13 protein-coding genes are annotated in these 12,196 nt (G+C 72.2%); 8 read left to right on the top strand and 5 right to left on the bottom strand.

Annotated features, from left to right (window positions below):
- Positions 1-3: 3 nt before the first annotated feature.
- The 3 genes from Prum_RS39950 to Prum_RS39940 all read left to right on the top strand — a co-directional run bounded on the left by Prum_RS39950 (position 4) and on the right by Prum_RS39940 (position 2,058).
- Positions 4-630: an FMN-binding negative transcriptional regulator gene (locus tag Prum_RS39950; protein WP_173082140.1), complete on the top strand. Its 627-nt coding sequence runs from the start codon at positions 4-6 to the stop codon at positions 628-630.
- A 3-nt stretch (positions 631-633) separates the two neighbouring features.
- Complete coding sequence (locus tag Prum_RS39945) at positions 634-1,266, top strand: pyridoxamine 5'-phosphate oxidase family protein (protein WP_173082138.1); 633 nt, start codon at positions 634-636, stop codon at positions 1,264-1,266.
- A gap of 192 nt (positions 1,267-1,458) precedes the next feature.
- Complete coding sequence (locus Prum_RS39940) at positions 1,459-2,058, top strand: hypothetical protein (RefSeq protein ID WP_218577584.1); 600 nt, start codon at positions 1,459-1,461, stop codon at positions 2,056-2,058.
- A gap of 803 nt (positions 2,059-2,861) precedes the next feature.
- Here the strand turns inward: Prum_RS39940 and Prum_RS39935 are convergent.
- From Prum_RS39935 to Prum_RS39915, 5 genes are all read right to left on the bottom strand, one after another.
- Entirely contained in the window at positions 2,862-4,169 is a 1,308-nt protein-coding gene (locus tag Prum_RS39935; protein ID WP_173082133.1) for an aspartate aminotransferase family protein, read from the bottom strand.
- Between the two features lie 9 nt (positions 4,170-4,178).
- A complete protein-coding gene (locus Prum_RS39930; protein ID WP_173082132.1) occupies positions 4,179-5,624 on the bottom strand; it encodes an amidohydrolase family protein in 1,446 nt (481 codons plus the stop codon).
- A 10-nt stretch (positions 5,625-5,634) separates the two neighbouring features.
- Positions 5,635-6,336 (bottom strand): VIT1/CCC1 transporter family protein, encoded by a 702-nt coding sequence (locus tag Prum_RS39925; RefSeq protein WP_173082129.1) that lies wholly within the window; start codon positions 6,334-6,336, stop codon positions 5,635-5,637.
- Entirely contained in the window at positions 6,333-6,551 is a 219-nt protein-coding gene (locus tag Prum_RS39920; protein WP_173082127.1) for a hypothetical protein, read from the bottom strand. Before Prum_RS39920 ends, Prum_RS39925 begins: the two co-directional genes overlap by 4 nt.
- A gap of 127 nt (positions 6,552-6,678) precedes the next feature.
- Positions 6,679-7,452, bottom strand: a complete 774-nt coding sequence (locus Prum_RS39915) for a COG4280 domain-containing protein (protein WP_173082126.1) — start codon at positions 7,450-7,452, stop codon at positions 6,679-6,681.
- Positions 7,453-7,541: 89 nt separating this feature from the next.
- Here Prum_RS39915 and Prum_RS39910 point away from each other — a divergent pair, with 89 nt between their 5' ends.
- From Prum_RS39910 to Prum_RS39890, 5 genes are read left to right on the top strand one after another with little or no spacing between them, the layout of a single operon-like run.
- Positions 7,542-8,090, top strand: coding sequence for a Chromate resistance protein ChrB (locus tag Prum_RS39910; protein WP_173082124.1), 549 nt, complete (start codon positions 7,542-7,544; stop codon positions 8,088-8,090).
- 60 nt (positions 8,091-8,150) lie between these two features.
- On the top strand, positions 8,151-8,981 hold the full coding sequence (locus Prum_RS39905) for an ABC transporter ATP-binding protein (protein ID WP_173082122.1): 831 nt from the start codon (positions 8,151-8,153) through the stop codon (positions 8,979-8,981).
- The gene (locus tag Prum_RS39900; RefSeq protein ID WP_173082120.1) at positions 8,975-10,006 is read left to right on the top strand and encodes a FecCD family ABC transporter permease; all 1,032 of its coding nucleotides are present in this window, start codon (positions 8,975-8,977) and stop codon (positions 10,004-10,006) included. The genes Prum_RS39905 and Prum_RS39900 overlap by 7 nt, the downstream gene beginning before the upstream one ends.
- On the top strand, positions 10,003-11,031 hold the full coding sequence (locus Prum_RS39895) for a FecCD family ABC transporter permease (protein ID WP_173082118.1): 1,029 nt from the start codon (positions 10,003-10,005) through the stop codon (positions 11,029-11,031). The genes Prum_RS39900 and Prum_RS39895 overlap by 4 nt, the downstream gene beginning before the upstream one ends.
- A gap of 11 nt (positions 11,032-11,042) precedes the next feature.
- Positions 11,043-12,068 (top strand): iron-siderophore ABC transporter substrate-binding protein, encoded by a 1,026-nt coding sequence (locus tag Prum_RS39890; RefSeq protein ID WP_173082116.1) that lies wholly within the window; start codon positions 11,043-11,045, stop codon positions 12,066-12,068.
- The last annotated feature ends 128 nt before the right edge of the window (positions 12,069-12,196 follow it).

Here is a 12,196-nt window from a genome sequence, read left to right as displayed (position 1 = left end):
GCGATGCTGGAGCAGCGCGGGTACGCGATGACGGACGTCGCCGAGGTGCGCGCGCTCGTGCGCGACCACGGCTGGGCCACGCTGGTCACCGGCACGGCGGCCGGCCCCGTCGTGTCCCACCTGCCGGTCCTGCTCGACCCGGACGGCGGCGATGACCTGGCGGTGCTGGGACACTTGGCCCGTGCCGACGCCGAACTGCACGGACTCGGCCAGCACGAGGTGGCGCTGGTGGTGCAGGGCCCGCACGGGTACGTCTCGCCCAGCTTCTACGTGTCCGGCCCGTACGTGCCCACCTGGAACTTCGTGGTCGCCCACCTGCACGGGCGGCCGGACGTGCTCGGCCCCGCCGACACCTACGAGGTGCTCGAACGAACCGTCGACCACTTCGAGCGCGACCGGCCGGTGCCGTGGCGGCTGGCCAGCGTCGCCGAGTACGCCCACCGGATTTCCGGCGGCACCACCGCGTTCCGGCTCCGCCCCGACCGGATCGTGGGCAAGGCGAAGCTCAGCCAGGACAAGCCCGCCGCCGACGTGGACAGCGTCATGGCGGCCCTGGACCGCGACCCCACCCACGCCAACCCCGCCCTGGCGCAGGCCATGCGCCAGCGCCTGGCTAGCTTGAAGGGATAGCTGATGGGCTCCGTCCTCCCCGAGATCGACGACCGGCTGCGTGGGTGGCTGCTGCGCCAGCCCATGTTCTTCGTGGCGACCGCGCCGAGCGGCGACGGCGGCCACGTCAACCTCTCGCCCAAGGGCGGCAAGGGCACGCTGGCCGTGCTCGGCCAGCAGGAGTTGGCCTACGTCGACCTCTTCGGCAGCGGCATCGAGACGGTCGCCCACCTGAAGCAGAACGGGCGGATCACGATGATGTTCTGCTCCTTCGAGGGCCCACCGATGATCATCCGGGTGCACGGCCGGGGCGAGCCGGTGGAGATGGCCGACCCGCGCTTTCCCGACCTGCTGGCCCGCTTCGACCTGGCCGAGGAGGCGCGCAGCTCGGTGCGCGGGATCGTCCGGATCGACGCCGCCCGGATATCCGACTCGTGCGGGTTCGTCGTGCCGGTGATGGCGTACCAGGAGGAGCGCCGGCAGCTCTACCGCACCGCCGAGGCGTGGCTGGAGCAGCGCGGGCCCAGCGCGATCCGCGACTACTGCGACGTCAACAACGAGCACAGCATCGACGGGCTGCCCGGCCTTTCCCCGTTCGGCGGGGACATCGGCGAAGATCAACGCGCGCGGGCCGCCCACGAGGGACGCAAGCTGTAGGGCCTTTACCAACGTGGGGGCCGGAGCGAGGCGAGGCCCAGGCGGCGATCCGGCAAGGCGGGCGGAAGGTCGCATACCGGTGTTGTATGCGGCCTTCCGCCCGGCGCCGCCGGTCGTCGTCTGGGCCCGCCGCAGCCCGGTCATCCACTTTGGTAAATGCCCTATAGGACGGTACCCGCTAAGCTCGCGCGCGTGTGGACAGTCACCCTCATCTGCGGCGCGGCCGGAGTGGGAAAGTCGAGCGTCGCCGCCGCGCTGGCCCGCCGGTACGGCACGCCCCTGGGTGAGGTGGACGACGTCGTCACCGCGCTGCGGGCCATGACCACCGCCGAGCAGCAGCCGCTGCTGCACTACTGGGACACCCACCCCCAGGTCAAGGCGTGGCCGCCGGAGAAGGTCGCCGAGCTGCACCTGTCGGTCGCCGACGCCGTGGAGCCCGGCCTGTCGGCGGTGATCGCCGACCACGTCTCGGCCGGGGCGCGGGTCGTCCTCGAAGGCGACTACCTGCTGCCCGAGCTCGCCACCGGGTACGCGGGCGGTGCCGTGCGCGCCGTCGTCATCGACGAGCCCGACGAGGACCAGATCGTCGCCAACTACCGCGCCCGCGAACCGGGCTACGGCGAGCAGCGCAACCGTGCCCGGGTGAGCGCCATGATCGGCGCCCAGTTGGCCGGACGCGCCGTGCGATGCGGGATCGCCGTGGTGCCCGCCCGGCCCTGGACCGACCTGCTCGACCGCGTCGACAACGCCCTACGCGGCCTCGGCTCCGGCGGCCCCAGCCGCACCACCTAACCCTTGCGCTTTCCTCGTCGCCGTTGGGCCTTCCTCGTCGCCCGTGGGCCTTCCTCGTCGCCCGTGGGCCTTCCTCGTCGATCAAGGACATATGGTCGTGATTGGATCTCTTTTCTACGACCGTTTGCCCTTGATCGGCGCTTAAGTCCTTGATCGACGAGCGTTGACGGCGGGACGGGCCGCTCCCAGCCCAACCACGAGCGGCACGCCGTCCGGGTCGGGGGTGACCCGCCAGTAGGGGTCCCCTCTTGGGCGACCGGCCGTGAGCGGGGCGCCCCTGTACAGCTCTGCGCGGGTACAGGGGCGCCCCAAGGCCGGGTAGTTAAGGAAAGTGGGCCCTTGTCAAGCGGTGTCGGCGCTGTTCGACGTGGCCGGGGCGATCGGGCCGGCCGCTCGGACGTATCCGGCATACCCGACCGCGAGACCCCAGGCCATCCACGACCGTGGCGAGTAGTTGCCCCGTGGACGGCAACTACTCGCCACAGTCGTCAAGACCCGCACCGGGTTCCCCTAACTACCCGGCCTTGGGGCGCCCCACTAACGCGCGAACTCCCCACAGGGGACCCCTACTGTGGGCGAGCCCCGCCCCGCGCAGGCCGCCCACCCCACCCCCGCGTTCGTCGATCAAGGAATTCCGCGTCGATCAAGGGCGAATGGTCGTGGATTGGAGATCAAAGCACGACCATATGCCCTTGATCGACGCGGAAAAACCTGATCGACGCGGAAACCCTTGATCTACGCGGAGGCCCTGATCGACGCGGAGGCCCCTGATCGACGAGGGGAGAGGGCAAGAAGGGGGCGCCTCACCAGCCGCGGTAGCGGGCGATCGCGTCCTCGGGGACCTGGCCGGACTCGACGTCGCCGAGGGCGGCGTCCAGGACCTGGACCGCCAGGTCGACCTCCTCCTCGGTCAGCACCAGCGGCGGGGTCAGCTCGATGACGTTGCTGTCCGGCCCGACGTAGTCGACCAGCACGCCCAGCTCGAACGCGCGGAACACGGTCAGCGCCGTCTCCAACGTCGCCGGCGCCTTCGTGGCGCGGTCGGTGACCAGCTCGACGCCGATGGTCAGGCCGCGGCCGCGTACGTCGCCGACGAGTGGGTGCCGTTCGGCCACCGCGCGCAGGCCGGCCAGGAACCGCTCGCCGAGGACGGCGGCCCGGGTCCACAGCTGCTCGGTCACGATGGTGCTCAGCACCGCGCGCCCGGCGGCGGTGCAGACCGCGTTGCCGATGGTGGTCAGCAGGATCTGGCCCTCGGCGGCCGCGTCGACCTCGGCGGGTAGCACGGCTGCGGACAGCGGCAGGCCGCCACCGAGCGTCTTGCCCAGCGTCAGTACGTCGGGGACGACACCGTCGGCCTCGAACGCGTGCAGCGTGCCGGTGCGCCCGAGCCCGACCTTGACCTCGTCGGCGCACAGCAGCGTGCCGTGCCGGTCGCACCGCTCGCGCAGGCCGGCCAGGAACCCGTCGGGCGGCACGATCACGCCGCCGTCGTTGGTGACCGGCTCGACCATCACCATGGCGACGTCCCCAGTGGACAGTTCCGCGTCGACCCGGCCCAGCACGTCGGCCAGGAGCGAATCAACAAAAGCGTGCGGCCGGTACGGGTACGGGTACGGCACCTGCGCGAGGCCGGGTTCGGGGCGCAGGCCGCCGGAGACGTACACGCCGGAGACGCCTTGCGACTCCCCCAGCCCGCCGTGGTACGAGCCGCCAAACGTGAGCACCCGGGACCGGCCGGTCGCCGCCCGGGCGGCCCGGATGGCAGCGGTGTTGGCGTCGGTGCCGGCGTGTCCGATGTAGACGCGGCGGTCGGTGCCGCCGGGCAGCAGGGCGAGCAGCTCCTCGGCGAACCCGACCGTCTCGGGCGTGGCTCCCATGAGCGCGGACACGCCGGCCATCTCGCCGGCCGCCTTCGTCACGGCGGCGGCGACGGCCGGGTGGGCGTACCCGAGGCCGGCGGCGCCGAACGCGGCCGTGAGGTCCAGCAGCCGCCGGCCGCCCTCCTCCACCAGCCACGGGCCGGACCCGCTCGTCGTGGCGAGCGGGTAGAAGCGCAGGTGCAGCACGCTCGCCACGGCGGCGAGGTCGCGTTCGTACAGCGCGGGCAACGAACCCCTTCAGGATGAGCCGCGGACCGGCCGGCCGGGCATGGCGTCGAGCACGAGCTCGTGGTCCCGAACCACGAATTCGCCGTTCACGAGGACGTGCGCGATCCCGGCGGACGGCCGGATCGCCGTGTAGGTGGCCCGGTCCGCGATCGTGGACGGGTCGAAGAGCACCAGGTCGGCGTCCGCGCCAGGTTGGATGCGGCCCTTGTTGCGCATGGCCGGGGCGACGCCCTCCAGCAGCTGCGCCGGCAGCAGCGAGCACCGCCGTACGGCCTCCATCATGGACAGTACGCCCAGCTCGCGCACCAGCCAGCGGAACGTGCGGGCGTACCCGCCGACGCTGCGCGGGTGCACGCGGGCGGTGGGCGGCACCGGCCACGTGTCGCCCGGCAGCCGCCGCCCACCGTCCACAATGGGCATCGTGTCGGTGGCGACGACGGTGTCGGTCAGCAACAGCGTGCGCAGCAGCAGGTCGCGCTCGACCGGGTCGGCCTCGTCGCGGAAGTCGATGATGACCAGGCCGCCCGGGTCGTCGGCGCGCAACTGGCGCAGCCGCGCCTCGTCGGCGACCCGCTCCCCCGTCGCCAGGTACGTCAGCACGGTCGTCGGCCGGCCCTGCGAAGCCAGCGCCTCGGGCGACAGGAACGGCGCGCCGATGTTCGTCGACGCCGCGCCGTACGGGTACGCCTCGGTGGTGACCCGCACGCCGCGGGAGCGCGCGCCGGTGATGGCCGCGCAGATCTCCTCCACGTCGTTCTCGGAAGAGCTGTTCAGGTGGCAGATGTGCAGCTGCGCGCCGGTCTGCTCGGCGGCGGCGAGCACCTCGGCGACGCCGGCCATCCCGGCGTACCGCATGTGCGTCCAGCACGGCACCCCGAGCGACGCGGCGCGGGCGGCGAGCGCCAGGTACTCCGACCGGTCGGTGTCCGGCGCGTACCCGAGCAGGACGCCGAACCCGAGCGCTCCGTCCGCGACCTCCTGGGACAGCAGGTCGAGCAGGCGTGCCAGGTCACCGGGCGAGCAGGGGCGGCTCCAGTTGGGCAGGTGCACGTTGGCCAGGCCGACGTCCAGCGCGTCGCCGTCCAGCGGCACCCCGTCGAACAGGTGCATCCGGCCGACCTCCCAGCCCGCCGAGTAGCCGAAGTTGATCGGCCGGCCCTCGTCCGCCGCCTGGCGGTACCGCGCGGCTACCGGCAGCCCGCCGGCCTCCAGCTCCAGCGCGGTCGTCACCCCGTCGAGGGCCTGCAACCGCATGCCGACCCGGTCCTGCGCGTGGCTGTGCAGGTCGATGAAGCCGGGCGCCAGGACCAGCCCGGTCGCGTCCAGCACCGTCGCGGCCGGCGGCGGCGTCTCGCTCACGCTGACGATGGCGCCGCCGCGCATGCCGACCGCGCGGACGGCGTCCAGGCCCGAAGCGGGATCGACGACCCGGGCGCCCACCACTACAAGATCCACCAGTCACACCCTAGCCGGCGAGACTGCCGATCGTGAACGTCACGGCCGCCGCCAACACGCCCAATAGGAGCTGCCGGCCACCGCCGCGCCAGAGCGCGCGCCCGGTCAGCCGGGCCACGGCCGCGCCGGTCGCGAAGAGCGCCAGCAGCGTCAGCGCGACCGCGCCGCCGACCGAGTCCAGCCCGAGCAGGAACGGCAGCAGCGGCACCAGCGCACCGAGGGCGAACGCGGTGAACGACGATACGGCCGCAAGCCACGGCGAGGGCAGGTCGTCAGGGTCGACGCCGAGCTCCTCGCGGGCGTGCACCCGCCAGGCCGTCTCCGGGTCGCGGTGCAGCTGCTGGGCCACCAGCTCGGCCAGGTCACGGTCCAGCCCGCGGGCCTGGTAGAGCAGCGTCAGCTCCTCCTGCTCGGCGTCCGGGTCCCGGGCCAGCTCGCGGCGTTCGATGTCCAGCTCGGCGCGGACCAGGTCGGACTGCGAGGCCACCGACGTGTACTCGCCGACCGCCATCGAGCAGGCACCGGCGGCCAGGCCGGACAGCCCGGCGAGCACGACCACGCTGCCGCGCCCGCCGCCGCCGACAACGCCGGCGATCAGCGCCGCGTTCGACACCAGGCCGTCCATCACCCCGAACACCGCCGGGCGCAGCCATCCGCCGGTCACGTCGCGGTGGTGCCGGTGCAGCTCCATCGGGTACGCCGAAGAGGTCATCGCGTGCTCCGGCGTACGTCGACGACCATGCTCAGCGCGAACAGGGCGAACAGCAGAACCGCTCCGGCCACCGGGACGGCGGAGACGCTGAGCAGGCCGGCCGCCCACAGCGCACCGGTGAGGGCCAGCGCGGTGACCACGGCGACCGCGATCTTCCAGTCGTCGCCGACGATGAAGTCGTACCAGAAGCGGCCGAACGCCCGCAGCGCGTTCATGACGAGACCTCCTGGTGAGTTCGCGCAGCGGCGCCGGAAGGCGACGCCTTCCCGCCGGCGGCGGTGTACGAGGGCGGTTTAGGTGCGCGACGCCGCCGGGAAAACGACGCCGCGCCGCTGCGCGAACTCACGGTACCTCCACAGTGGACTTGAGCCGGGGCAGGCCGGCGACCAGCAGGCGGGACAGGGCCAGCCAGCCGGCGAGCAGGACGAGGATCGCCCAGTCACCGCCGGGCCAGTGCAGGCTTTCCCGGCCGTCCCGGAAGAACCCGATGCCCTCGAACATCCAGTAGCTGCCGAACGCGGCCAGCAGCACGCCGACCCCGTACTTGAGCAGGTTCTCCGGGATCGCCGCGAGGGGGCGGTGCAGCGCCGCGCCGAGCCCGAGCACGATGACGCCCGCCGCGGCCGCGCCGGCGATCGCGCCGCCCATGTTGCCGGCGTTCAGGCCGAACGTGATGACGACGAAGACCACCTCGACGCCCTCCAGGAAGACGCCCTTGAAGGAGACGACGAAGCCGAAGGTGTCGATCCCGTACCGGCGCTTCTCCCCCGCCTCGCGGGCCGCCGCGGTCTGCGACGCGTACTCCTTGGTCTCGTCGTGCAGCGCCTTGAGCCCGCTGGAGCGCAGCGTGGCCTTGCGCAGCCACTGCAGCCCGAAGATCAGCAGCAGCGTGCCGACCACCAGTTGGAGTGCCGCCTCGGGCAGCCAACTGGACAGCGCGTAGCCGACGGCGGCGGTGAAGACGACCAGCGCGACCAGCGCGGCGGCGGTGCCGGCCAGGGCCGAACGCCAGCCGCGGGTGAAGCCCATGGCCAGCACGATGGTCAGCGCCTCGACGAACTCGACGAACGAGGCGGCGAACGTGGCGGTCAGAAGTCCCCAGGTCGTGGCGTCCATGCACCCACCCTTGATCAGATGTATCAGCTGTTACGACGCGACGGTAGTTACAGTGTGCTCGGATTGTCAACGATGGCTAGGCTCTCTTCATGTCACGGGACATGTCTTGGCTGCTGCTCGTCTACCGGGTGCCCACCCAGTCCTCCCGCGCCCGGGTGGCGGTGTGGCGGGAGCTGAAGCGCCTCGGCGCGCTCTACCTGCAACAGGCCGTCTGCGTGCTGCCCGACCGGGAGCCGGTGCGCGCCGCCCTGGAGAAGGTCCGCGCCAAGATCAACGAGATGGACGGATCGAGCCTGTTCTTCGTCCTGGACGGCGTCGAGGAGCACGAGCAGGCGTTCATCCTGGACGGGTTCCGGGCCAACTCCGCCAAGGAGTACGCCGAGATCGTCGAGGAGTGCGAGACCAAGTTCTTCAAGGAGATCGAGTTCGAGCGGTTCCGGGAGAACTACACGTTCGAGGAGACCGAGGAGATCCGCCAGGACCTGGAAAAGCTGCGCCGCTGGATGCAGCGGGTCGAGGAGCGGGACTGGTTCGAGGCGCCCGGACGGGCCGACGCCGTCGCGAAGATCGCCGAGTGCGAGCGGCTCCTGGAGGAGTTCGAGGCGGACGTGTACGAACGGGTCGGTGACCGCCCGTGAAACAGAAACTTCAACTCGTGGTATTGACTGTTCGTATGTAACGGCTGTTTCATTCGCTTCATGGCAGGCGAAGCGACCCCCCTGTACGCCACCGACTTGGCGCTCTGCTACGACGAACGGCGGGTCGTCGACGGCCTTTCTGTGGCGATCCCGGACAATTCACTCACCGTCATCGTCGGACCGAACGCGTGCGGCAAGTCGACGCTGCTGCGTGCGCTGGCCCGCGTTCTCAAGCCGACCGCCGGCGCGGTCTTCCTCGACGGCGCGCGCATCTCGTCGTACTCGACCAAGGAGGTCGCGCGCCGCCTCGGGCTGCTGCCGCAGACCGCGGTGGCGCCGGACGGCATCACCGTGGCCGACCTCGTCGCCCGCGGCCGCTACCCGCACCAGCGCCTCTTCCGCCAGTGGTCGGACGCCGACGAACGGGTCGTCGGCTGGGCGATGGACTGCACCGGGGTCGCCGACCTGGCAAGCCGGTACGTCGACGAGCTGTCCGGCGGGCAGCGCCAGCGGGTGTGGCTGGCCATGGCGCTGGCCCAGGAGACGCCCGTGCTGCTGCTGGACGAGCCGACCACGTTCCTCGACATCGCCCACCAGATCGAGGTGCTGGAGCTGTGCGCCCGGCTGCACGCCGAGCACGGCCGCACCCTGGTCGCCGTGCTGCACGACCTCAACCAGGCGGCCCGCTACGCCACCCACCTGATCGCGCTCAAGCACGGGAAGATCGTGGCGACCGGCCCACCCGCCGAGGTGGTCACCGCGGCGCTCGTGGAGAGCGTCTTCGACGTGCGCTGCCGGGTCATCGACGACCCCGAGACGGGCACTCCTCTGGTCGTACCCGCGGCGCAGCAGGCCCCGCGCGCCGAGCGGGCGGCGGTCGCACCGTGCTGACCGAAGCGGCCGGCCCGGTGGTGCGGCCCGCGCTGTCCCGGCGGGCCGTGGGCCTGGTCGCGGGCCTGGCTGTGCTGGCGCTGGTGCTCTTCCTGAGCGTCTCGGTCGGCACCCGGTCGATCCCGCTCGGCACGGTGTGGGACGCGATCGTCCACTTTGACGGGTCGCCGGACCAGCTGGTGGTCCGCGACCTGCGGGTGCCGCGCACCGTGCTCGGGCTGGCCGTCGGCGCCGCGCTGGGCCTGGCCGGCGCGCTCATGCAGGCGCTGACCCGCAACCCGCTCGCCGACCCCGGCATCCTGGGCGTCAACGCGGGCTCGGCGCTCGCGGTGGTCTGCGCGATCGCGTTCTTCGGCGTGAGCACGCTGACCGGGTACGTCTGGTTCGCGCTGGCCGGTGCGCTGATCGCCACCGTGCTGGCGTACACGCTCGGGTCGGTGGGGCGCAGCGCGGCCACGCCCGTGCGGCTGGCCTTGGCCGGCACCGCCATCGGGGCCGTCCTGACCGGCTTCACGTCGGCGGTGGTGCTGTTCAACCAGACCGCGTTCAACGGCTTCCGGGCCTGGAGCGTGGGGTCCCTGGCCGGCCGGGACGCGGGGACGGTCCGCCAGGTGCTGCCGTTCCTGCTGGTCGGCATCGTGGCGGCGCTGGCGCTGGCGGGCCCGCTCAACGCGATCGCGTTCGGCGAGGACCTGGCCCGCGCCCTGGGCGCGCACATCGTCCGTACCCGGGTCATCGGCGTCGTGGCGGTGACCCTGCTGTGCGGTGCGGCCACCGCGGCGATCGGGCCGGTCAGCTTCCTGGGCCTCACCGTGCCGCACATCGCCCGCGCGATCACCGGGCCGGACCACCGCTGGCTGCTGCCGTACTCGATGGTGCTGTCCGCGACCCTGCTGCTGGGCTCCGACGTGGTCGGCCGGGTCGTGGCGCCGCCGGGCGAGCTACAGGTGGGGCTGGTGACCACGGTGATCGGCGCCCCGGTCTTCGTCGCGCTGGTGCGCCGCCGCCGGCTGGCGCAGTCGTGAACACGCTGCGCCTGGGCGGCGCCGTGCGGCTGCGCTACCACCCGCGCTCGGTCGCGGTCACCACCGTCCTGCTGGCCGCCGCCGCGGTGATACTGGTGCTCGAGGTCGGCACCGGCGACCTGCCCATCGCGCCCACCCACGTGATCAAGACCATCTTCGGGTACGGGACGGCCGCCGACCACTTCATCGTGGTGACCCTGCGGCTGCCGCGGGCCGTCGCGGCGGCCCTCGTGGGCGTCGCGCTGGGCGCCAGCGGTGCCGCGTTCCAGAGCCTGTCCCGCAACCCGCTCGGCAGCCCGGACATCATCGGGTTCACGACCGGCGCCGCCACCGGGGCGGTACTCGTGATCGTGGTGTGGCACGGCACGCAGGTCGAGGTGGCCCTCGGCGCGCTCGTCGGCTGCCTGGCCACGGTCGCGCTGGTCTACCTGCTGGCGTACCGGAAGGGGGTGCAGGGCTTCCGGCTGGTCCTGGTGGGCATCGGCATCGGGTCGGTGCTCACCTCGATCAACTCGTACCTGCTGCTGCGGGCCAACATCGAGGAGGCGCAGCAGGCGTATGTCTGGCTGACCGGCAGCCTGAACGGCCGCACCTGGGACCAGGTCCGCCCGCTCGCGGTGGCCGTGCTGGTGCTGCTGCCCGCGCTGGCCGCCCTGGGCCGGCGGATGCGGATGCTGGAGATGGGCGACGACGCGGCCAAGGCGCTCGGCATCCGGGTCGAGGCCAGCCGCCTGTGGCTGATCCTCCTCGCCACCGGGCTGACCGCGGTGGCGGTGGCCGCCGCCGGCCCGATCGCGTTCGTGGGGCTGGCCGCGCCACAGATCGCGCGCCGGCTGGTCGGCACCGCCGGCGCCGGCGTGCTGCCGGCCGCCGCGACCGGGGCGCTCCTGCTGCTGGCCGGCGACCTGCTGGCCCAACGTCTGTTCACGTCCACGCCGCTGCCGGTCGGCGTGGTGACGGTCTGCCTCGGCGGGATCTACCTCGGCTGGCTGATCGTGCGCGAGTACCGGAGCAACCACGGATAAAGGAGCACTCCATGCGTTTTCTCCGCGTCACCCCCTTGGTCCTCGTCCTGACTACCACCCTCGCCTGCGGCTCCTCTTCCTCGGGGGATGAGCCGGCGGCGGCGTCCTCCGGCGGCGGCGCCTTCCCCGTCACGATCGCGCACAAGTACGGCAGCACCACCATCACGGCCGAGCCGAAGCGGATCGTCACCGTCGGTCTCACCGAGCAGGACCCGCTGGTCGCCCTCGGCGTGGTGCCGGTCGCGACCACCGAATGGCTCGGCGGCTACCCCGGCGCGATCGGCCCCTGGGCGCAGCCCAAGCTGGGCGGTGCCGCCCCGCCCGAGGTGCTCAAGGACGCCGGCGACGGGCCACAGTTCGAGAAGATCGCCGCGCTCAAGCCCGACCTCATCCTGGGCCTCTACTCCGGACTGACCAAGGAGGCGTACGGCACGCTCTCCCAGATCGCCCCGACCGTGGCCCAGCCCGCCGCGTACGGCGACTACGGCATCCCGTGGCAGGAGCTCACCGAGAAGGTCGGCCAGGCGGTCGGCAAGCCCGAGCAGGCCAAGCAGCTCGTCCAGGACGCCGAGGCCGCGTTCACGGCGGCCAAGCAGGCCAACCCGGCGTTCGCCGGCAAGACCGCGCTCATGGCCACGCCGTACGACGGCATCTTCGTGTACGGCAGCGAGGACCCCCGCTCGCGCATGCTCACCTCGCTCGGCTTCTCCCTCCCGGCCGACCTGGACAAGGTGCTCGGCGACAAGGTCGGCGCCAACATCAGCCGGGAACGCACCGACCTGCTCGACCGCGACGCCCTGGTGTGGATCGTCCCGAACGTCGCCGACGACGCCAAGAAGCTGCACGGCGACTCCGTCTACAACGGACTCAACGTGGTCAAGCAGGGCCGCGAGGTCTACATCGACGAGACCGGCGACTACGGCAACGCCATCTCGTTCGTGTCGGCGCTCAGCCTCCCGTACGTCCTGGAACGCCTCGTCCCCCAACTAGCCGCCGCCGCAGACGGCAACCCCGCCACCCCCGTCACCCCCGCCTAACCCCGCGCGCCCCTCCCCGCGCCCCTCCCCGCGCCCCTCTCGCGCGTCGATCAAGGGCTTACGCGTCGATCAAGGGCATATGGTCGTGCTTTGATCTCCAATCCACGACCGTTTGCCCTTGATCGACG

This window comes from Phytohabitans rumicis, assembly GCF_011764445.1.
Taxonomy (GTDB): domain Bacteria; phylum Actinomycetota; class Actinomycetes; order Mycobacteriales; family Micromonosporaceae; genus Phytohabitans; species Phytohabitans rumicis.
Note: the sequence above shows the minus strand (reverse complement) of the source record. Positions and strands in the feature narration are given on the sequence as shown.